Annotated in this window: 18 protein-coding genes; 1 reads left to right on the top strand and 17 read right to left on the bottom strand. The window is 69.6% G+C overall.

The window, feature by feature from the left end; translation table 11 throughout:
* Nucleotides 1-6: 6 nt before the first annotated feature.
* From BM004_RS19555 to BM004_RS19535, 5 genes are all read right to left on the bottom strand, one after another.
* On the bottom strand, nucleotides 7-2,580 hold the full coding sequence (locus BM004_RS19555) for a response regulator (protein WP_177206539.1): 2,574 nt from the start codon (nucleotides 2,578-2,580) through the stop codon (nucleotides 7-9).
* Nucleotides 2,573-3,031, bottom strand: coding sequence for a response regulator (locus BM004_RS19550; RefSeq protein ID WP_093215951.1), 459 nt, complete (start codon nucleotides 3,029-3,031; stop codon nucleotides 2,573-2,575). The genes BM004_RS19555 and BM004_RS19550 overlap by 8 nt, the downstream gene beginning before the upstream one ends.
* Nucleotides 3,024-5,321, bottom strand: coding sequence for an ATP-binding protein (locus tag BM004_RS19545; protein WP_093216343.1), 2,298 nt, complete (start codon nucleotides 5,319-5,321; stop codon nucleotides 3,024-3,026). Before BM004_RS19545 ends, BM004_RS19550 begins: the two co-directional genes overlap by 8 nt.
* A 91-nt stretch (nucleotides 5,322-5,412) precedes the next feature.
* On the bottom strand, nucleotides 5,413-6,021 hold the full coding sequence (locus tag BM004_RS19540; protein WP_093215948.1) for a biliverdin-producing heme oxygenase: 609 nt from the start codon (nucleotides 6,019-6,021) through the stop codon (nucleotides 5,413-5,415).
* Nucleotides 6,018-6,434, bottom strand: coding sequence for a response regulator (locus tag BM004_RS19535; RefSeq protein WP_093215946.1), 417 nt, complete (start codon nucleotides 6,432-6,434; stop codon nucleotides 6,018-6,020). Before BM004_RS19535 ends, BM004_RS19540 begins: the two co-directional genes overlap by 4 nt.
* A gap of 238 nt (nucleotides 6,435-6,672) precedes the next feature.
* On the opposite strand from BM004_RS19535, the gene BM004_RS19530 reads away from it, so the two are divergent.
* Nucleotides 6,673-7,422, top strand: a complete 750-nt coding sequence (locus tag BM004_RS19530; RefSeq protein ID WP_093216339.1) for a transporter substrate-binding domain-containing protein — start codon at nucleotides 6,673-6,675, stop codon at nucleotides 7,420-7,422.
* Nucleotides 7,423-7,437: 15 nt separating this feature from the next.
* Here the strand turns inward: BM004_RS19530 and BM004_RS19525 are convergent, their stop codons facing one another.
* The 12 genes from BM004_RS19525 to BM004_RS19470 all read right to left on the bottom strand — a co-directional run bounded on the left by BM004_RS19525 (nucleotide 7,438) and on the right by BM004_RS19470 (nucleotide 21,196).
* Nucleotides 7,438-7,857: a hypothetical protein gene (locus BM004_RS19525; protein WP_093215944.1), complete on the bottom strand. Its 420-nt coding sequence runs from the start codon at nucleotides 7,855-7,857 to the stop codon at nucleotides 7,438-7,440.
* Nucleotides 7,858-7,936: 79 nt separating this feature from the next.
* Nucleotides 7,937-10,183: a M1 family metallopeptidase gene (locus tag BM004_RS19520; RefSeq protein WP_093215942.1), complete on the bottom strand. Its 2,247-nt coding sequence runs from the start codon at nucleotides 10,181-10,183 to the stop codon at nucleotides 7,937-7,939.
* 670 nt (nucleotides 10,184-10,853) lie between these two features.
* Entirely contained in the window at nucleotides 10,854-12,182 is a 1,329-nt protein-coding gene (locus BM004_RS19515; RefSeq protein WP_093215940.1) for an MFS transporter, read from the bottom strand.
* Nucleotides 12,183-12,222: 40 nt separating this feature from the next.
* Nucleotides 12,223-13,329 carry a porin gene (locus BM004_RS19510; RefSeq protein ID WP_093215938.1) on the bottom strand — a complete coding sequence of 369 codons (1,107 nt, stop codon included), beginning with the start codon at nucleotides 13,327-13,329 and terminating at the stop codon, nucleotides 12,223-12,225.
* A gap of 43 nt (nucleotides 13,330-13,372) precedes the next feature.
* Nucleotides 13,373-14,341 carry a PDR/VanB family oxidoreductase gene (locus BM004_RS19505; RefSeq protein WP_093215936.1) on the bottom strand — a complete coding sequence of 323 codons (969 nt, stop codon included), beginning with the start codon at nucleotides 14,339-14,341 and terminating at the stop codon, nucleotides 13,373-13,375.
* 18 nt (nucleotides 14,342-14,359) lie between these two features.
* Complete coding sequence (locus BM004_RS19500; protein WP_093129673.1) at nucleotides 14,360-15,415, bottom strand: aromatic ring-hydroxylating oxygenase subunit alpha; 1,056 nt, start codon at nucleotides 15,413-15,415, stop codon at nucleotides 14,360-14,362.
* 11 nt (nucleotides 15,416-15,426) lie between these two features.
* Nucleotides 15,427-15,648 (bottom strand): recombinase-like helix-turn-helix domain-containing protein, encoded by a 222-nt coding sequence (locus tag BM004_RS19495; RefSeq protein WP_093129672.1) that lies wholly within the window; start codon nucleotides 15,646-15,648, stop codon nucleotides 15,427-15,429.
* 31 nt (nucleotides 15,649-15,679) lie between these two features.
* On the bottom strand, nucleotides 15,680-16,846 hold the full coding sequence (locus BM004_RS19490) for an FAD-dependent monooxygenase (protein WP_093215933.1): 1,167 nt from the start codon (nucleotides 16,844-16,846) through the stop codon (nucleotides 15,680-15,682).
* A gap of 30 nt (nucleotides 16,847-16,876) precedes the next feature.
* Nucleotides 16,877-17,872, bottom strand: a complete 996-nt coding sequence (locus BM004_RS19485) for a Bug family tripartite tricarboxylate transporter substrate binding protein (protein ID WP_093216336.1) — start codon at nucleotides 17,870-17,872, stop codon at nucleotides 16,877-16,879.
* A gap of 20 nt (nucleotides 17,873-17,892) precedes the next feature.
* A complete protein-coding gene (locus tag BM004_RS19480; protein WP_093215931.1) occupies nucleotides 17,893-18,864 on the bottom strand; it encodes a VOC family protein in 972 nt (323 codons plus the stop codon).
* A gap of 13 nt (nucleotides 18,865-18,877) precedes the next feature.
* On the bottom strand, nucleotides 18,878-20,353 hold the full coding sequence (locus tag BM004_RS19475; RefSeq protein WP_093216334.1) for an aldehyde dehydrogenase: 1,476 nt from the start codon (nucleotides 20,351-20,353) through the stop codon (nucleotides 18,878-18,880).
* A 33-nt stretch (nucleotides 20,354-20,386) separates the two neighbouring features.
* Nucleotides 20,387-21,196 (bottom strand): aspartate dehydrogenase, encoded by an 810-nt coding sequence (locus tag BM004_RS19470; RefSeq protein ID WP_093216331.1) that lies wholly within the window; start codon nucleotides 21,194-21,196, stop codon nucleotides 20,387-20,389.
* Nucleotides 21,197-21,209: the final 13 nt, after the last annotated feature.

Raw genomic sequence — 21,209 nt, 5'->3', positions numbered from 1 at the left:
CGGCGGCTACCGGCTCTCGATGAGCTGCTTCACGCGGCGCGCCAGCACGTCCATCTCGAAGGGCTTGGTCATCACGTGCATGCCGGGGTCGAGGTGGCCGTGGCTGAGCACCGCGTTCTCGGCATAGCCGGTGATGAACAGCACCTTGAGCTCGGGCCGGGCGGTGCGCGCGGCGTCGGCCACCTGGCGGCCGTTCATGCCGCCGGGCAGGCCCACGTCGCTCACCAGCAAGTCGATGCGCTGGCGCGGCGACTGCAGGATGCGCAGCGCCTCGGCGCCGTCGCCGGCCTCCAGCGTGGCGTAGCCCAGCCCCTGCATCACCTCCACGATGATCATGCGCAGCGCGGGCTCGTCGTCGACCACCAGCACCGTGTCGCCCTGGTCGGCGCGCGGCGCCATCGGGGCCTCGGCCGGCGCGCTGGCGGCTTCTTCCTGCATGTCGTGGCGCGGCAGGTAGATGCTCACCGAGGTGCCCCTGCCCACCTCCGAATAGATGCGCACCTGCCCGCCGGACTGCTTGGCGAAGCCGTAGATCATCGACAGGCCCAGGCCGGTGCCCATGCCGATCGGCTTGGTGGTGAAGAACGGATCGAAGGCGCGCGCCACCACTTCCGGCGGCATGCCCACGCCGTTGTCGCTGACGGTGAGCGACACGTACTGCCCCATCGGCAGGTCGCGCTCACGCGCGGTGCGCGCGTCGATCCAGCGGTTGGCGGTCTCCACGACCAGCTTGCCGCCCTCGGGCATGGCGTCGCGCGCGTTGATGCACAGGTTGAGCAGTGCGTTCTCCAGCTGGCCGGGGTCGGCATGCACGTTCCACAGGCCCACGGCTGCCACCGTCTCCAGTGCGACGTGCGGCCCCAGCGTGCGGCGCAGCAGCTCTTCCATGTCGGTGACGAGCCGGTTGGCGTTGATCGGCTTGGGCTCCAGCGTCTGGCGCCGCGAGAAGGCCAGCAGCCGGTGCGTGAGCGCCGCGGCGCGCTTGACCGCGCCCTGCGCCACGCCCACATAGCGCTCCATGTCGGCCGGCTTGCCTTCCAGGCCGCGCCGGCGCATGAGCTCGAGGCTGCCGCTGATGGCGGCCAGCAGGTTGTTGAAGTCGTGCGCCAGGCCGCCCGTGAGCTGGCCCACGGCTTCGAGCTTCTGGCTCTGGCGCAGCTGCTCGCGCGCGGCGTCGAGTTCGGCGGCGCGCTCCTTCTGTTCGGTGATGTCGCGCGCGGCCGCATAGAGCAGCCCGTTGTCGGGCACCGCCGTCCAAGAGAGCCAGCGGTACTCGCCGGCCTTGGTGCGGTAGCGGTTCTCGAAGCCGGTGGTGCGCGCGCCGCCCGAGAGCCGGACCAGTTCGGCCTCGGTGCCGCGGCGGTCGTCGGGATGCAGCAGCTCGCGAAACGGTATCGCGCAGATCTCGTCGGCGCTCCAGCCCAGCACGGTTTCCCACGCGGGGTTCACGCTGAGGAAGTGGCCGTCGGGCATGGCCACGCCCAGCAGGTCCTGGCTCAGCGCCCAGGTGCGGTCGCGCTCCTGCGTGCGCGCGCGCACCTGTTGCTCCAGCGATTCGGCGAAGGCCACCAGCTCGGTCTGCGCCTCGCGCCGCGCGATGGCCGAGCGCACGCGGTCGCCCACCTCGCGCACGAAGTCGATCTCGTCGCGCGGCCAGGGCCGCGCCTCGCCGTGGTTCAGGTAGAGCAGCCCGACCAGCCCGCCGCGCTCGGTGAGCGGCATGTTGACCACGGCGCGCGCCGTGATGGCGTCGAGCGCGTCGGCGTTGTCGCGCGTGCGCGGGTCGAGCCGCGCATCGGCAAAGGCCACGGTCACGCCGCGGCGCAGGTCCTCGATGTAGGAGCCGTAGTCGCGAAAGTGCAGCATGCCCGCCAGGCTCGAGACGCCCGGCCCGGTCCAGTCGCGCTCGATGGCAATGGTCTCGGCCGCCGTGTCCACCAGGCCGTAGCCGGCGCGGTCCACGCCCAGCTGCTGCCCCAGCATCTCGGAGGCCGCATAGGCGATGTCACCCGGCTCGTCCATGTCGCGGATGCGGTCGCCCAGCTCCATGAGCGCGAGGCGGCGCGTCTCGGCCTGCAGGATGGCCTTGTTCGCCGCGTGCAGACGCTGCTCGGCCAGGCGCTTGGCGCGGCGGTCGGCGGCCTCGTTGAGCGCGCGTGCCACCACCACCGGCAGCCGCTCGAGGCGGCCCTTGCTCACGTAGTCGGTGGCGCCGCTTTTCAGCAGCTCGACCGCGTTGTCCTCGCCGATCACGCCGGACACGAAGATGAAAGGCGTCTCGGGCACCGTGCCGCGCGCCAGCTCGAGCGCGTGCGCGCCCGAGAAGCCGGGCAGCTCGTAGTCGGACAGGATCAGCGCGTAGCTCTGCTCGGCCAGCGCGCCGGCAAAGCCCGGCTCGTCGCGCACCACCCGCGTGCGGGCCTGCGGAAAGGCGCGCGCCAGTTCTTCGGTCAGCAGCTCCACGTCGAAGCGCGAGTCCTCGAGGATCAGAACGTTCAGCGGCGGCGCGTTGGCTACGGCCTCGGCGGTCTCGGCGGCCGCCTCGACCACCGCGACGACCGCCGCGCCCGGGTTATTCATGTCTGCGCGCCGTCTTCAGGGAGCCCGGCGGCGGTTCGTTGAGCACCGCCCAGAACACGCCCAGCTCGGCAATGGCCGAGACGAAGCGGTCGAACGCCACGGGCTTGACCACGTACGCGTTGACGCCGAGCTCGTAGCTGCGCAGCACGTCCGACTCTTCCTGCGACGAGGTGAGCATCACCACCGGGATGCTGCGCAGCACCGGGTCGCCGCGCACGTCCTTCAGCACCTCAAGGCCGGTGACCTTGGGCAGCTTCAGGTCGAGCAGGATCACGGCCGGGTTGCCCTCGGCGCGCCCGGCGTGATCGCCCTCGCGGTGCAGGTATTCGAGTGCCTGCGCGCCGTCGCGCAGCACCACCACGTCGTTGGCGAGCTGGCTGCGCTCCAGCGCAATCAGGGTGAGTTCCAGGTCGCGCTTGTCGTCTTCGACCAGCAGGATCGGTTTAAGCATGTCCTTCTCCGTTTGCAGCCGGCGCGCTCGCCGCCGCTGTCTTCTCAGGGTCCCACCGCGGGAGGATGAAGCCGAAGCTCGCGCCGGCATCCACCGCTCCGTTGGCCCGTACCGTGCCGCCATGGCGCTCCACGATCCGCTTCACATTGGCCAGGCCGATGCCCGTGCCCTCGAAATCTTCCGCCTGGTGCAGGCGCTGGAACACGCCGAACAGCTTGTCGGCGTACTTCATCTGGAAGCCCACGCCGTTGTCATGCACCTCGAGCCCGTCGCCGAGCGCTTCGTCGTGCACCGCGCGCACCGAGATGCGCGCCGGGGTGCGCGTGCGCGAGTACTTCACGGCGTTGGCCAGCAGGTTGCGCACCGCCACCTGCAGCAGCAGCGGGTCGGCGTACAGCGTGGGCAGCGACGCGTCGATCTCCCACTCGATGGCGCGCTGCGGCTCCAGCCGCGTGAGCTCGCGCACCAGGCCGTCGACCAGCGAGGCGGTGTCGACCGGGCGCTGCTTGAGCGCGGCGCGGCCCATGCGCGAGAAGTCGAGCAGCGCATCGACCATCTGGCCCGCGAAGGCCGCGGCGTCCTTCACGTGCGCAAGGTAGCGGTGGGCGCGCTCGCTGAGCTGCTTGCCCTCGGTCTGCGCCACCAGGTCGACATAGCCCGCAATGTGGCGCATCGGCGCGCGCAGGTCGTGCGACACGGTGTACGAGAACGCCTCCAGCTCCTTGTTGACGCGGCCCAGCTCGGTGGCCACGGCAGCCAGCTCTTCGGCCCGGCGCAGCACCACGCCGATGAGCGCCTGCCGCAGCTCGCCCGCGGCGCCGACCTCGGCCGCCGACCACGGCGTGCAGCGCCCGCGGATGTGCTCGACCCAGCTCTCGAAGCTCAGGCGCGGGTGCATGCGCCCGCCGTCGGCACTCATGGGCTTGTGCGGGTCGCCCGCCCAGCGCACGGTGCGCACGAGCTCGGGGCGGAACCACAGGATCAGGTGCCGGTGCACCTGCGAAATGGAAATGGCCAGCACGCCGGCCGCCGTGCCGGCGAAGGCCTCGGCGGGCGTGAAGTGCGCGGCCAGCGCGTCGCTGTCGTACACCTCCACGCCCAGCCCCGCGATCCAGCCCGCGAGCTCCTGCACCTGCGCGCGCTCGGGCACGTCGCCCACGCACCAGACCTCGTCGTCGAGCACCACGGCGGCGCCGGTGGCGCGCATCACGCGCAGCATCAGCGAGGCCTCGGAGACCAGGTGCTGCAGGGTGGCGTCGCTCTCGGCCAGGTGCGAGACGATCTGCAGCGTGAGCTGGCGCAGCTCGAGCCGCTCGGCGACCTGGCCGTTGCTCTCCTTCGACTGCAGCTGCAGCGACAGCAGCTGGCCCAGGTGCTCGCAGGCCAGCCGCGTGCCGGGGTCGAGGAAGCGCGGCGCATGGTCGTGGCACGAGATGAGGCCCCACAGCCTGCCGTCGATCACGATCGACACCGACATGGACGCCAGCGTGCCCATGTTGCGCATGTACTCCAGGTGGATCGGCGAGACGCTGCGCAGCTGCGCCTGCGACAGGTCGATGTCCGCAGCCGTGAGCGACGCGTCGTTGGCCAGCAGGCGCACCGGCCGGTAGTTGGCGTCGGCAATCAGCCGGAAGTGGTTCACCAGGTACAGCGCGCGCGCCTGCTGCGGAATGTCGGACGCCGGAAAGTGATGGCCGGTGTAGCTGTCGTAGCCCGGCTCGACCTCCTCGGCCAGCACCTCGCCGTGGCCGGCCTCGTCGAAGCGGTAGACCAGGCAACGCCCGAACCCGGTCAGGCGCTTCATCTCGCGCGCGGCCAGTGCGGCGAGGCGGGCCACGGTGTCGGCCTGCTGCAGGTGCGGCAGGAAGACGCGGCCCAGCGAATAGATGGGCGCCTCGTTGCCGGCGGGCGGCGAGGCGGTCTCGAACTCGACGATCAGGTGGCGCTCGTTGCGGTGCGCGGCGGCGTCGAACACCTCGGCGCCCACCTGCACCGCACCCAGCGACACCGGCGAGGCGCCCGGCTGCAGCGCGGGCAGCCGCAGCTGGCCGAGCATGTCCTGCGCGGCGGCGAGCTGCGCGGCAGGCCAGTTCTCGCTCCAGGCCACGAGGGCGAGCGAATCGGGCTGCAGCACCAGCAGGCGGCCGTGCGGCTGGATCGAACCGGGCACGCGGATCGGCTCGAGGTCGCAGGAGGACAGGTCGACCTGCGGCGGCTCGATGGGCCGGAATGCGGCGACGGGGGCGACGGGGGCGACGGAAGCGGTGGGCGCGGTGGACACGGTGGGCATGGACACGGTCAATCTGCGCGGCGGTGCCCGCGCGGGTTCATCGGAAGGTGGGGCGAAACGATCGGGCCAGCCATGGTGGGCATGGTGGGCCTCAGGCGCGCACGCCGAAGCGCGGCATCAGGGTTTCGAAGCCGGCCACCGCGCCGCGCCGGGCCGCGTCCACCGCGGCCGGGTCACGCAGCGCCGCGGCCAGCTGGGCGACGAAGTCCTTCCATTGCGCGGCCAGGCCTTCGGGCGCATCGACCGGCTGGAAATAGCGCATCGGATGCGGCGCCAGGCGCGGGCCCAGGCGCTTGTGCATGGCCGCGCCGCCGAGCTGCGAGCCTTCGAGTACATAGGCCAGGCCCCAGGCGAAAGCGGGGTCGCGCGCGCCGTCCACCAGGCAATGGGCGTCGAGTGGCGCAAAGCTCGGTGCAGCCGACGCAACGCTGGCGTCTTCCAGGTCGAGCATGAGCGCGGCCAGCCGCCGCTCGGTGCGGCGCGCCACGCGGTCCAGGCCCGGGTCACCGGCGCCGGCCAGCGCCTGCCGCACCGACTCCAGCCACGGCCGCAGCGCGCGCAGGTGCGCGGCGTAGTCGGCCAACGAAGCATCCTCGCGGGCGATCGGCAATTGGCTGTCGAGCGCTTCGTGCAGCGCGTGGGTCGCGGTGCGCAACGCACGCAGCACGTCGGCAATGGAAGGAGCGGCCACGGCGCTCATGGTTCGATCGCCGCCAGCGGTTCGCCGCCGCGCTCGCGCGCCTGCGCGTCGAGGCCGGCGCACAGCGCGAAGAAGGCCTCGAGGTCGGCCGCCTTGTCGAACACGGCGTCGGCGCCCAGTTCGCGCGCCCAGTCGGCGATCTCGCCGGTGGCGTAGTTGGTCAGCACCACCACGCGCTGGCCCGGGCGGGACTTGCCGCAGCGCTTCACGATGCCCAGGCCCGAGCCTTCCTGCAGGAACAGGTCGACGACCAGCAGGTCCCAGGCGGCGGGGTTCTCCTCGAGCCAGGCGACGGCCTCGGCCTCGGTGGTGGCGGTGCCGATGAGGCGAATGTCGGCTTCGTCCTCCATGGCGGCGATCAGGTGGTGACGGATGAGGGTGTTGTCTTCGACGAGGAAAGTGGAAAGCGGCACGGCTGCGAGTGGTCGGGTCGGTCGGGTCGGTCGGATACGGTCTGCGGATGATCCAAGCCTACGCGACGGCAGCGCGCGCGGCCGGTGGGCGCGATTCCCTACATCCGGTAGGAATTACGGCAAGCCGGCGACTTAAACTGGCGCCGGCCTGCCCTCCCGGGGCTCCGGCCTCCTCCCAATTCCGGTCTTCCCCCGCCTTTCAACGACGAACACCGACGAACACCGACGAATGAACGCCATGACACAGCCTTCGACTCCCGTCTCCCCTGCCCTCGTCGCCGCCCTCGCCCCCTCCGGCACGCTGCGCGCCTCGATCAACCTCGGCAACCCGATCCTCGCCAACAAGGACGCCGCCACCGGCGAACCGGTGGGCGTGTCGATCGACCTGGCCCGCGAGTTCGCACGGCGGCTCGGCGTGGGCCTCGTGCTGGTGCAGTTCGAGAAGGCGGCCGCCTCGGTCGATGCCGTGAAGAACGAGAAGGCCGACATCGGCTTCTTCGCCATCGACCCGGCGCGCAGCGAGGGCCTGCTGTTCACGGCGCCCTACGTGCTGATCGAGGGCAGCTACCTGGTGCCCGAGTCGTCGGCGCTCACGGACAACGCACAGATCGACGCGCAGGGCCACCGCATCTCGGTCGGCTCGGGCAGCGCCTACGACCTGTTCCTCACGCGCGAGATCAAGGCCGCCGAGATCGTCCGGCTGCAGGGCGCCGGCCCGGCGCTGGCGGCCCTGCGCTCGGGCGAGGTCGAGGTGGCGGCGGGCATCCGCCAGATGCTCGAGGGCGAAGCGCGGCGCGCGCCCGGCGTGCGCGTGCTGCCGGGGCGCTTCATGGTGATCCAGCAGGCCATGGGCACGCCGGCCAGCCGCGGCGCCGAAGCGCAGGCGCTGCTGGCGGCGTTCGTCGAGGAGATGAAGGCCAGCGGCTTCGTGGCCGACGCGCTGAAGCGCCACCGCATCGAGGGCGCGGGCGTGGCGCCCGCGGCCTGAAGCGCCAGCGGGAGCTCAGAGCTTGTACGCCTCCACCGGCCCCTGCGAATAGAACAGGAAGTAGCCGGTCGAGGTCTGGAAGCCGTTCTTGCGCCAGCCCGCCGGCACCTTGAAGATGCCGAGCTGCTCGCTCGCCACGCCGACGAACGCGGTGTTCTCCTTGTCGGTGGTGATGCGGCTCCAGCGCTCGCGCGTCACGGGCTGCATCTGCATCTTGGGTTCGCTCCAGTCGGCGGTGCGCACCTTGTCGCGCATCACGTAGCGGCCGCCCTGCCGCTCGATCTTGATGAGCTCCTTGAGCGCGCCGTTCTGCTTCACGGCGTAGACGCCGACCAGGTCGGCCTCGGGCTCGCCGCGCGCGCCGCAGCCGGCGAGCGCGGCGGCGAGCGCGGCGGCAAGGGCCGTCGCCGCCAGCCATTGGATGGAAGTTTTCATGGTGATGAATCCGGTGATCGTGGAAGGACGAGGCGCGCACCGCCCCTGACGCAGCGGCGCGCGCCCGCTCATTCGAGACTCAACGCTTCTCGTTGTCGCGCAGCTTCATGCTGCCCTGGAAGCGCAGCGCATGCGGGTACGCGTCCTTCTCGGCGCCGGTGGCCACCGCGGCCATCTTCTGCTCGCTCACCTGCGTCTTGGCCAGCAGCGGCGCCGGCAGGTTCACCACGCCCTTGATCTGGTCGTACTGCGCCTGCGTGATGCGGCCCACGCCCAGCAGCCGGAACGCGTCGCGCTCGATGTTCAGCAGCAGCGGCTTGTTGCCCGCCAGGCTGGTCGCGTTGGCCAGCAGCGCGCTCCATGACGGCGCGCTGTAGTTGGTCACGTAGTAGTCCTGCCCGGTCGGCCCGGCCAGCACCGCGGTGCAGCCCGGCAGCTCCACCTGCGTGCTGTTGTTCGACATCACGAAGGTGGTGCGCTGCGCCAGCGCGTCGCCGTAGGCCAGCGTGACCGGAAGGGTCCACGTCGAGGCCGGGAACTGGTTCTGGTTGGGGAACGACTCTTGGGTGATGTTCACGTAGGTGCGGTCGCCGGCGCATTGCGCGTCCACCGTGAGCAGCGCAATGCCGGTCTGGCGGATCAGGCTGTCGCCGATGTCGCTGACCTTCTTGCCGCCGCTGGCCTTCTCCAGCGAGCTCCACAGGCGCGACGGCGTGACGTTGCCGAACGCGTAGTCCTTCAGGTAGATCTGCAGGCCCTTCTGCATCGCCTCCTCGCCGATGTAGTTCTGGATGGTCTCCAGCACGTGGCTGCCCTTGTTGTAGACGAAGATCGACGGGCTGATGAAGCCGAACGCGCCCGCGTCGTTGAGGTTGCGCTGCACCGGCACGGCCGTGCTCTTCAGGTCGGCCACGATCACGTTGTGCTTGTCGAGCACGTAGTCGGAGAAGCTGTAGTACTCGGGGTGGAACTTGATCGTGGTGCGCCGTTCGAACCAGCGCGCGAACGACTCGTTGAGCCACACGTTGTCCCACCAGTCGAGCGTGACCAGGTCGCCGAACCACTGGTGCGCCACCTCGTGCGTGACCACCGTCACCGAGTACAGCGTGGGCGTGTCGCCCGGCTTGGTGAGCACCGCGTCGGCGAACTCGAAGATCGAGCCCCAGTTCTCCATGCCGCCGAAGCCGGTGTTGGGCTTGTTGTCGTAGCTGTCGTTGGCCGCCACGGTGTCGAACTTCTTGAACGGCAGCGGGATGCCGGTGTACTTGTAGTAGTAGTCCATCGACACCTTGGTCCACTCCATCGCGAACTTGGCCCAGTCGGAGCGCCCCGGCGGCGTGAACCAGCGCAGCGGCATGTCGCTGCCGTCCAGCGGGTTCTTGAAGGTGTCGGCCAGCACGTCGAACTTGCCGCCGCCGAAGAAGGTGAGGTACATCGGCATCGACGGCGTCTTCTCGAACGCCACGCGCTGGTAGCCGTCGGGCAGCTTCACCGCCTCGGTCTGCGCGCCGTTGGACACGGTCTTCCAGTCGCCCGGCACCTCGGCCGAGATCTCGAAGGTGTGGCGAAACGCCGGCTCGTCCCAGCCCGGAAACCATTGCCGCGCGTAGTTGGTTTCGCCCTGCGTCACGATGGCGTCGCTGCTCACGCCTTCGGGCGTGGACAGGCCCACCTTGAAGATGCCGGTGGCGGCCGAGCAGAACGGGTTGCGCGCCACTTCGGCCGGCGGGCAGTACTCCGCGTCGGAGAACTGGATCTTGCCGTCCCACTCCATGTGCAGCAGGTACTTGCCCTTGGCGATCTGGCCGTCGCTCAGCCGCAGCTGCACGAAGTCGCCCAGCGTCTGCGGCGTGGGAATGAGAGCGATCGCCTCGCCGGGGTTCGACACCTTGCGCAGCGTGGTGCGGCCCTTGGCGAAGTTCAGGTTGTGCGCGGCCACCACGATGGCGTCGACCGGCTTGAGCACTTCGATCTCCACGTCGCCGCGGCCCGTGAAGGTCTTGAGCGCCGCATCGGGGCGGAACCACAGCTTGTAGTTGCTGGGCCAGACGGTGTCGGGCAGCTCCATCGGCCTGGCCGAGCGGTCGACCGCGGCCACTGCCGAGCCGGCCGCCGAGGGCACGCCGTCGTCGGGCGACTTCTTGGTGACGTCCGACGACGGCGCGAAGGCCACCGTGTCCGACGGCGCGCCGAGCGCGACGCCACCGCCGCCGAGCGACGCGCCGCCGCCGCTGTCTCCACCGCCGCCGCAAGCCGTCAGCACGGCAAGGGTCACCGCGGTGATGGCAAGATGATTGAAGGCCACGGGTGCACTGAATTTTTTCATGATCGCCTCTGGGTACTCTTGGTAAGAACATGCGCCGTACCGCATGCGCCGGCGGATAGTCGGCGATGCGCGTGACGCGCGCGTGGGGTGAAGAACAACCGACAGGAAGCAGGCAGCACAGCGCCCTCCCGGCGAACCCATCGGTTCGTCAGGACGACACGGTCGCCCGGGTGTCACCGCTGCAATTCAGGCGGTCCCAGGATGCGCGGCGCGAGCGGCGCCATGCCCGTCGTCATGCGGGGTCTCGAACAAGCGGAGAGCGGGGAGCGGGGGTGCTGGCTCAGCGCCCGCGCAGGGGCGCACGGCGTTGCCGCGGCGGCATGCGGGCAGTGGTGGAAACGGTGCGGGGCCCGATGTGTTTCATCGCGGCCATGGCAAGAATTTCTGCGGCTCTTGTCGTTGGTTTCACGCGCATTCCCTCGTCCATTGAAGTGCGCCAGTTTTAGCTGAACGATTGCGTCAGCTCAACGAATCGCGGAACTTTTCTCTCTCAAAATGTTCGCGTGCCATAGCCCGAATGGCGTCATGCGATGCAGCGCATGCCATGCCTTACGAAGATGGTTCTGCCGCCGAAACACCTGCTCACGCAGGTGATGAAAATCGGCTGCACGCACTGTGACCGGGCGGCCACAGTCCCCGTGCAGTACGAAGGTACAAGCCCTTCGGATGGCTATGAAAGCTGTGAACCAGAGACCGCGGCGGCACCGCGCGAGCGGTCGCGCAACCACAGCATGAGACCGCAGAAGAACACCACCACCTGCGTGCCGATGAGCAACGCGAAGCCCGCGAAGAAACCCGATGCGGAAGCGGCCGAAGTCACTGCGCCACCTGCAGCACCCGCAGCGCCGGAGCCATGCGACACCGCCGCGATCACGCCGCCCATCAGCGCCGGCATGAAGCCCGCCACCAGGCTTCCCGCGCCGTTGGTCACGCCGAACGCGCTGGCCGTGTGCTCGGGCCGCGAGCAGTACTGCACCGTGCTCGGGATGGCCGGGCTCTGCAGCCCCCAGAAGAAGTTGGCCGCCACCAGGCAGCACGCCGCCGCGTACGGGTCGCGTGCGTTGATGGCCATCAGCACCGACAGCGCCACGCCCACGCTCGCGCCCATGAAGATGAAAGGCACGCGCTCGCGCCCGACCTTGTCGATCAGCACGCCGCCCACGAACACCGCGAGCACCGTGGCGTACTGCGGCAGCGAGGCCAGCCAGCCCATCTCGCGCAGCGAGAAGCCGCGCGCCTCGCGCAGGTAGGTCGGCAGCCAGTTGCTGCTGCCCCAGAGGTAGGCCAGCGCGGCCGAGGTCAGCAGCGTGATGAGGAACAGGTGCCGCGTGTGCAGCGCGCCGCGCACGATGCCGCCCACGCGCGCCATCGCTTCGCCGAACGACGAGGGCTTCACGCCGTCGGCCTGCGTGGGCGGCATGCGCACGAAGGCCAGCACCAACGGAATGCCCAGCGCGATGTTCATGACGCCGAGCACGTGGAACGAGGTGTCCCAGGCGAACTGCGTGAGCAGGTAGCCCACCAGCGGATAGCCCACCGCCAGGCCCAGCCCGGTGCCCATGTTCACGAAGGCGTTGGGCTTGCCGTTCTCGTCGCTGCGGAAATGCGCCTTGATGTAGGCCGAGGCCAGCGAGAACAGCGGCCCTTCGGACACGCCCAGCAGGATGCGCGAGGCCAGCAGCATGCCGTAGCTGTGGAACATGGGCGAGGCCCAGGTCACCACGCCCCACAGGACGAGCCCGTACACCAGGCTGCGCCGCACGCCGAACAGCGCCGAGCAGAACGGCGTGAGCACGAAGGCCGACACGCCGTAGCCCAGCATGAAGGCCGTGGCCAGGAAGCCCTGGCCCACGCGGTCGTCCGCCGCGAGGCCCACGTGCGCCAGGAACGCCTTGTCGGTGATGAGCACCGCGATGTTGATGCGGTCCACGTAGGAGATCGCGACGATCACGAACAGCGTGATGACGCCGTACCAACGAAAGTTCTTGCTGCTCTGCATGGCGTGTCCTGCGGGTGTGGGGTGATGGGCGCCGGGCGTCCTAGAACGCGTGGCGCATGCCGAACTCGGCGCCGCTGGAGGCGTGGTTCGCCGCGGTGATCGCGCCCGACAGGCTCGCCGACGCGCCGTTGCTGTTGGTGATGCGCGCGATGGTGGCGTACAGCGCGGTGCGCCTGGAGAGGTTGTGCACGTAGCCGATGGCCAGCTTCGACGACGTGGGCTTGAGCAGCGCGCCGGCCGGCTCGACCCGGTAGCGCGCATACGAGGCCTTGATCTCGCCGGGTCCGACGGGCAGCTGGAAGCCGATGAGCGCGCCCTTGGCGTCGGTGCTGCCCTTCGACTCCTTGTACAGCTCGCTCGTGAGCTTGAGGTTCATGAGCGATGCGTCGAAGGTGTAGGCCGCGCCCAGGTTGGTCACGCGCAGGTCGCCGCTCGCGTAGCGCGTGCGGCCGGTGGCCAGCGCGATGTTGAGCCCGCCGCTCTGGTAGCCGAAGCGCGCGCCGGTGTGGTCGCCGTCGTGCCGGTTCGGCACCAGCGTGTTGGGCAGCACCGAGTTGGAGTCGTTCTCGCCCATGGCGTACATCACCTGCCCGTAGAAGCCGCCGAGGCTGGCCGGCAGCAGGTAGCCGATGCTGTTCGAGGCGCGCGTGCCGGTGGGCGCGACCAGCCCGCCCAGGCCCGAGAAATAGATCTGGTTGGCGCCGATGCCGCTGCCCGTGCCGAAGGGGTCGAAGATGGCCGTGTTCCAGAAGGCCGGCACGTAGTCGCGGCCCAGCCGCACTTCGCCGAAGGCGCCCGCCAGGCTCACGGTGGAGCGGCGGTTGAAGCTCAGCACGCCCGCGGTGCCGTTGCCGCTGGCCTGGTTGTTCGAGTTCGAGGGAAAGCCGGTGGCGTTGTCGTTCTGCAGGCCCATCTCGAGCCAGAAGTTGGCGGAGTAGCCGCCGCCCAGGTCCTCGGTGCCGCGAAAGCCCAGGCGGCTGAACATGTTGCCGCTGTTGGTCAGCTGCGTCTTGTGGGCCGAACCGTCGCCGCTGCCCTTGGTGTAGGTGACGGCGGCGTCGACCACGCCGAACAGCGTGAGGGAAGATTGGGCCAGCGCTCCGCCAGCCGCGCTGATCGAAACCAGCGTGAGCAAGTACTTTTTCATGGAATGTCTCGGGGGGTTCTTCTTCTGGCCGGAGGCCTTGGGTTCAGATGTCGAGCACCAGCCGCGCGCCCTTGCAGCGCGAGACGCAGATCATCATGGTCTTGTTGGACGCACGCTCGATCTTGGTGAGGATGCCGTCATGGTGGTCGATCTCGCCTTCGAGCACAGAGGTCTCGCAGGCACCGCACACGCCTTCCTTGCAGCTGTGGTCGGGGTTGAGGCCGGCGTCGATCAGGCTGTCGAGGATCGACTTGCCCGCGGGCACCTCGACGCTCTTGCCGCTCTTGGCGCACTCGACCACGCAGCTCTGCGTGGCGCTCGGCGCCTCCACGTGCACCGCGGCAAAGCGCTCGATGTGCGCGTTGGCATAGCCGAGCTGCTCGCAGCTCTTCTCGAAGGCGTCGAGCATCGGCGTGGGGCCGCAGCAGTAGTAGTGGCTGTCGGCGCCCTTGCCCGCGAGCAGGCCGGCCAGGTCGGGCGGCGCGCCCTTCTCTTCGTTGAAGTGCCAGGTGAGCTGCACCGACTTTTCCTTGGCCAGCGCGTCGATGGCTTCGCAGAAGGCCGCCTCTTTGCGCGTGCGTGCGCAATAGAGGATTTCGACCGGCTTGCCCAGCGCCACCAGCCGCTGCAGCATGCACCAGATGGGCGTCACGCCGATGCCGCCGGCCACCAGCACCGAGCGCGCGGCGCCCTCTTCCAGCTTGAAGTTGTTGCGCGGCGCCGAGATGGGCAGCGTCATGCCCACGCGCAGCTGCTGGTGCACGTAGCGCGAGCCGCCGCGGCTCTTGCGGTCGTTGAGCACGCCCACCACGTAGCGCTGGCGCTCGCTCGAAGGGTTGCACAGCGAGTAGCTGCGCACCAGGCCGTTGGGCAGGTGCAGGTCGATGTGGGAGCCGGCCTCGAAGGCGGGGAAGTCCACGGCCGGCGTGGCCGGTCGGAACTCGACGCTCACGATGCCGTCGGCCTCGTAGCGCATGGTGTGCACGAGGGCGTTCAGCGTGGGGGAAGACATGGCTGCGCTCGCTCCCGCTCAGGCCGTGGCGGCCTCGGCCGTCTTGCTCTCTTCAGCCAGCTGCGCCACCGCCAGGTTGCGCATGTGGCGGCGCAGCCGAACGATGCCCAGGTCGTGCTGGTACAGGTTCTCGTGCTGGTTGGCGTCGGCCTCCATCTCCTCGAGCATCACGCGGTCCTGCTCCAGCACATGCCAGTGGCGCGCCTCGAGGCGGTTCCTGTACAGGAAGCGCCAGGTGTCGCGCTGCCAGTCCTTGGGCAGCTTGCGCACGCGCCAGAAGAAGGTGGCCGTCATGCCCTTCACCATGGGCGAGAAGGCGCCGATGATGATGAAGTTGCCGCCGGGGCCGCCCGTCTTGGGGTACGGGATTTCCAGGCGCATCCAGTGCATGCCGGTGTCGGCCCACTCGGTCCAGTCGAAGTTGACGTTGCGCTGGCCTTCCTTCTCGAACACGAAGCCGATGTCGGTCTGGCGAATGCCGAACTTGGCGCTGGAGTCGCCCTCGGCCATCGAGTGCGACTGCTTGTGCAGGTAGGTGCCGTGCATCGGGTCCATCACGTTGTCCAGCACGTAGCGGTAGTCGCCCTTCCACTCGGTGTAGCAGAGGAAGGACGCGTACTCGGCGTCGTCTGTGAGCTGCTCGGGCAGCACAAGCGGCGGCGGCACGTCGACCGATTCCTTCGAGTTGTAGAGGAACACGGCGCCCGCGCGCTCCTGCACATGAAAGTGCCGCGTGGCCTGCGAGCCCTCGAGCTTGCAGCCGGGGCTGCCGGGCACGCGCGTGACCACGCCGTCGTGGCGCACTTCCACGCCGTGGTACGGGCACGAGAGCCGGTCGCCGAGCACCACGCCCTGCGACAGCGGCGCGCCGCGGTGCGGGCAACGGTCTTCCAGCGCATGCAGCACGCCTTCGCCGTCGCGCCACAGCGCGAGCTTGCGGCCGAGGCGGCGCAGGGAGATGGGGTTCTCCTTGATGAAGTGCGAGGGGCAGATCGGGTACCAGAGGTCCTTCAGGCCGATCTCGAGCAGATGGTCGACCGGGTCGGCCGCGGCGGGGTGAATGGCGATGGTCATGGGGGTTCCTCTCAGCCGGCCAGCGTGGCCATTTCCTTGCGGTACAGCGCCTCGGTCCACGGCTGGCCGCCGGGGGTGGCCAGGCCGCTGTCGTTCAGGCGCTGCACCAGGCCCGGCAGGTCGTGGATGCCGTCGCCAAAGGCGCGCTCGATCACGTCGCCCAGCAGGTCTTCGTAGGTGGTCGCGGGGCGCTGGCGCGCCTGGTGCGGTTGCAGGTAGCGGTCTTGTTGCATCGTGTGCCTCCGTGGGGTGAGGTGAAAGGGATCAGGCAGCCGCTTCGGCGGCCAAGGCCGGTGCGCCCAGCGGCGCGGCCCAGGCGTCGTAGGCGTAGACCCAGTCGGCGTTGCCGCCTTCGCGCAGCCAGTTGTTGCCGCGCGAGCCGAGCTGCACCTGGCTGGCGCGCTCGATGCGTGCCCGCTCGAAGTCCTTCAGCGCGGCCGGCACATCGGCCATGGCCACGCCGTCGAGATGGCGCGACAGCACCACCGCGTCTTCGATGGCCATGCCCGCGCCCTGCGCCATGAAGGGCAGCATCGGGTGCGCGGCGTCGCCCAGCAGCGCCATGCGGCCTTGTGCCCAGGCGGGCATCGGGTCGCGCTCGTACAGCGCGGTCTTCAGCACCGTGTCGCAGGCGTCGAGCAAGGCGCGCGCCTCGGGGTGGTAGGCCACGTACTGCTCGCGCAGTTCGTCCACGCTGCCCGGCGCGGTCCACGACTCCAGGTGCCAGGTGTCCTGCGGCGTGGTGGCGAAAATGAAGATGTCCTTGCCGCGGTTCAGCGGGAAGGTGACGATCTGGCTCTGCGGGTTCGGGCCCCACCACTTGGTGAAGGCGCCCAGGTTGGGCACGCCGGCCACGCGCTCGGCGGGCACCACGGCACGGTAGGCCACGATGCCGGTGAAGCGCGGGCTCTCGGCGCCGAACATGGCCGTGCGCACGCACGAATGAATGCCGTCGGCGCCGATGAGCGCGCCCACGCGGGCGCTGGTGCCGTCGGTGAAGGCGATGGTCACGCCCTTTTCGTCGGGCGCGATGGTCTCGGCGCGCTTGCCCAGCGCCACCTGCTCCGCCGGGAACATCTCGGCCAGTGCGGCCAGCAGGTCGGCGCGGTGGATGGTGAGCTGCGGCGCACCGTAGCGCTGCTCGGCCGAATCGGCCATTTCCAGGCGCGAGGTTTCCTCGCCGGTGTCGTAGGTGCGGCTGATGCGGTGCGACGGGCGCGCCGCGGTCACGCGGGCGGCCTCGCCTACGCCGAGGCCGTCGAGGGCGCGCACCGCGTTGGGCGTGAGGTTGATGTCGGCGCCGACGCGGGCGAACTGCTTCGCCTGTTCGAACACGATCACGTCGTGGCCGGCGCGGCGCAGCGCAATGGCTGCCACCAGGCCGCCGATGCCGGCGCCCACGATGCCGATGGTGGATTCGCTTGTCTTCATGGAGAGGCTTTCCTTGCGCGTTGGGCCGGCTTACTCGGCCACGATGTTGCGGGCCTTGATGATCCTGGCCCACACGGCCGTTTCATCGCGGATGTAGGCGGCGAACTCGGCCGGCTTCATGGCGGCGTCGGCCATGCCCTGCACCTTCAGGCGCTCGCGCACGTCGGGCTGCGAGAGCATCTCGGCCGCGTCCTTGGCCAGTTGCTCGACCACCGCGGGCGGCGTGCCCCTGGGCGCCATCAGGCCGTACCACGAGGTGACGGTCACGCCCTGGATGCCCTGCTCCGCCAGCGTCGGAATGTCGGGTGCGGCGGCGCTGCGCTTGGCTTCGGTCACGCCGATGGCCACCAGCTTGCCTTGCTTCAGGAACGGCAGCGTCGCGGGCAGGTTGCTGAACATCAGCGGCACCGAGCCGCCCAGCACGTCGTTGAGCGCGGGCGCCGTGCCCTTGTAGGGCACGTGCAGCATGTCGATGCCGGCCTGCTGCTTGAACAGCTCGCCCGCCAGGTGCAGGCCGCTGCCCACGCCCGGCGAGGCGTACGACAGCGTGTTGGGCTTGGCCTTGGCCTGCGCCACAAGTTCCTTGGCGTTCTTGATGCCCGAGGCCGGCGAGGCCACCAGCACGTTGGGCGCCTTGGCCAGCATGGTGATGGGCACGAAGTCCTTCGCCATGTCGAACGGGAAGTTGGGCATCAGCGTCGGGTTGATGGTGACGTTGCCCGCGGGAATCACCAGCAGCGTGTGGCCGTCGCCCTTGGCGCGCTTGACCTTGTCCATGCCGATGTTGCCGGCCGCGCCCACCTGGTTGTCGACCACGGCCGCCTGGCCGTAGCGCTTGGTCAGGCCTTCGGACAGCACGCGGGCCAGCGTGTCGACCGGGCCGCCGGGCGGGAACGGCGAGATGATGGTGAAGCGCTCGCTGGCGAGCTGCTTCTGCGCATCGATCTGCTGCGCGTGCACCGGCGCGGCCAGGGTGAAGGCCGTGAGGGCGGCGAACAGAACGGAAAAAGAGAAACGTCTTTGCATGGTGGTGGTCGTCGTGAACTTCATTTCTTCTCGGTCAGGAAAGCACCTTTCGGGCCTTCGGCGTTCTTCTGGCGGCGCGTGTGGCCGTCGAGGCCGCCGTCGACCGCCCATTCGGCGAACACCGTGGGGCCGGGCTCGAACTCGCGCGGCTGCCAGTCGGCGGTGAGCTGGTCTTCGTCGGCGTAGTACTCGATGAGGCCGCCGGCCGGGTTCTTGAAGTACCAGAAGTACGCGGACGACACCGGGTGGCGGCCCGGGCCCAATTGGGTTTCCCAGCCGCGCCGCGAGAAGTGCAGCCCGCCGCCGAACACCTCGTGGATGTCGCGCACGGTGAAGGCCACGTGGTTGAGCCCGCGCTTGCCCGAAGGAATCTGCAGCAGGAACAGGTCGTGGTGGCCGCCCTCGGCCGCGCAGCGCATGAAGGCGCCCCGGTTGGGGTAGCTGTCGGACGCGACGAAGCCGAAGCGCTGCGCGTAGAACGCGCTGGTGGTCTTCACGTCGTTCACGAAGAACACCACGTGGCCCACCTCGATGGGCGTGGCGCGCTCGTAGATGGGCGCGGCCTGGTTCACGCGCGGCTTGGCGTTCCAGGTGTTCATGGCGCCGCAGTCGACCTGCACCGCGTGCTTGCGGCTCACCTGCAGGCGCACGGCCAGGCCGTTGGGGTCGGTGCAGCCGATGCGGCGCGCGCCGTCGACGGTGGCGTCGAAGAAGGCCGGGTCTTGCGCGATGGCCGCGGCGTAGCGTTCGAGGTCGGCCTCGCTCTCCACGCCCCACACCACTTCGCGCAGCGTCGGGCCCTCTTCCATCGCGGGCGGCAGGCCCGGCTTGTCCAACGCCGCAACGACCACCTTGCAGCCGTTGAGGCATTCGAAGACGAGTTCGTCGGCGGCCTGCGACTTCAACGCGAGGCCCCAGTCCTCGAAGAACTGGCGGCAGGCGGGCAGGTCGTCCGCGCCGTAGGTGATCTGGTCGATGCCAAGTACGCTCATGGTGCGCTCCTCTTCAGTTCGCCCACGGGAGCGGTTGTTCGTTGGTGCCCCAGTACATGCTCTTCTGCTCCATGTACTGGAAGATGCCTTCGCGGCCCTTCTCGCGGCCCAGGCCGCTGTCGCGCCAGCCGCCGAACGGCGTGGACACGGAGAACTGCTTGTAGGTGTTGACCCAGACCGTGCCGGCCTGCACCGCGCGGCCCAGCTTCCAGGCGCGCTTGAAGTCTCGGCTCCACACACCGGCGGCCAATGCATAGACGCTGTCGTTGGCCTGCGCGATGAGTTCTTCCTCGTTGTCGAAGGGCATCGCGACCAGCACCGGGCCGAAGATTTCTTCCTGGCTGGTGCGCGCGCTGTTGGTCAGGCCTTCGATGATGGTCGGCTTGTAGAAATAGCCGTTGTCGTAGCCCGCGCCGTGCGGGCGCACGCCGCCCGTGCGAATCCTGCCGCCTTCGGACACGCCGAGGTCCACGTAGCGCTCGATGCCTTCGCGGTGCTTCGCCGTGATGAGCGGGCCCATCTGCGTGCGCTCCGAAGCCGGGTCGCCCACGCGCAGTGCGTTGGCGCCTTCGGCCAGCCGCGTGAGGAACTCGTCGTAGATGCCGCGCGCCACGAACAGGCGCGAGCCCGCAATGCACGACTCGCCCGACGAACTGAAGATGCCGTACAGCACGCCGTTCACCGCATGGTCGAGGTCGGCGTCGTCCAGCACCATGGTGGGCGACTTGCCGCCCAGCTCCAGCGACACCGGCATCATCTTGTCGGCCGCGATGTGCGCGATGTGCCTGCCGGTGGTGGTGCCGCCGGTGAACGACACGCGCTTGACCAGCGGGTGCTTGGTGATGGCGTCGCCGATGACCGAGCCCTTGCCCGGCAGCACGCTCACGATGCCCTTGGGCACGCCGGCCAGCTCGCAGATGCGGGCCAGTTCCAGCGCCATCAGCGGCGTGACTTCGGCGGGCTTCACGACCACCGCGTTGCCCGCGGCCAGCGCGGGCGCCAGCTTCTGCGCCTCGCTGGCAATGGGCGAGTTCCACGGCGTGATGGCCGCGACCACGCCCATGGGCTCGTGCACGCTCATCGTGACGAACGCGCCGCGCGACGGCGTGATGGTTTCCTCGAGCGTCTCGAGCGCGGCGGCAAAGAACTGGAAGGTGGCCGCGGCGCTGGCCACGAGGTTGCGCGTTTCGGTGATGGGCTTGCCGTTGTCCAGGCGCTGCTTCTGCGCGAGCGGCTCGCCCTCTTCGCGGATCAGCTGCGCCACGCGGTGCAGCACGGCGGCGCGCTCGTGCGGCAGGCGCTGGGCCCAGCCGCTGGTGCGGAAGGCGTGGTCGGCGCGGGTGATGGCCTCTTCCACGTCGGCGAGGCTCGCGGCCTTCAGGCGCGCGATGGGCTCGCCCGTGGCGGGGTACAGGCTTTCGTAGACGTCGCCGCCGCCCAGGCGCCATTCGCCGGCAATGCAGATCGGAAGGAGTTCGGAAGAAATCATCATGGGGTGACTCGAAAGCTCAGGTTCGAACGCTCAGATGGCGAGCGCGGCCACGCGGTTGCGCAGCGCACGCACGGCGCTGTACACGGTCAGCGCGGAGGTCTTGGGGTTGGCCGCGAGCGGCTTGTTGCGCATCGTCAGCTCGAAGCTGCCGAAGGCGCCCTCGGCTTCGACGGTGTGCACGTTCTCGGCGGTGGCGGGGTCGGCAATGAGGCGCACCAGGGTCTTGTCGAGCCCCAGGCCCGCGAGCGACACGGTGGCCGCGACGTTGGCGTTCTTCGGGTACAGCAAGGCCGCCTCGCGCGCGCTGCCTTCGAAGATCACGGTTTCCTTCGACAGCGCGTCGAGGTCGCGGCCCTGCTCGGCCGGCGTGCCCTTCCAGGCCTGCGGCGGCTTGCGGCCGGTGTAGCGCACGCTGTCGAGGCCGCCGATGCGGGCCGCGGCGAGTGCGTCGATGGCACCGATGGCGCCTGGAATCAGCTGCACCTGCGTGCGGCCGGCCACGGCGGCGGCCTCGAGCTTCTCCGCGAAGCCGGCGGCCGACAGCGCGCCGACCGAGGCGACCACGCAGGGCGTGCCGCGTGCCAGCGCGGGCAGCACGTGCTGCTCGATGGCGGCATGGCCCGCGGTCTCCACCACGAGGTCGATGCCGTCGGCGGGCACGGCGCTGCCCACGTGCGCGTCGGGTGCGGCCTCCCGCACGGCCTGCTGCGCGGCGGCGATGGCTTCGGCGGGCACGACGACGGCCACCACCTTCAGGGCGGCATCGCCGCGGAGCAGTTCGAGCACCGAGGTGCCGATGGCTCCGCAGCCGACGAGTGCGATGCGCGTGAGTGCGGTCATGGAACGGGCTTCG

Source organism: Variovorax sp. OK212 (assembly GCF_900112425.1).
Classification (GTDB): domain Bacteria; phylum Pseudomonadota; class Gammaproteobacteria; order Burkholderiales; family Burkholderiaceae_C; genus Variovorax.
This window is presented reverse-complemented; position numbering and strand designations above follow the sequence as displayed.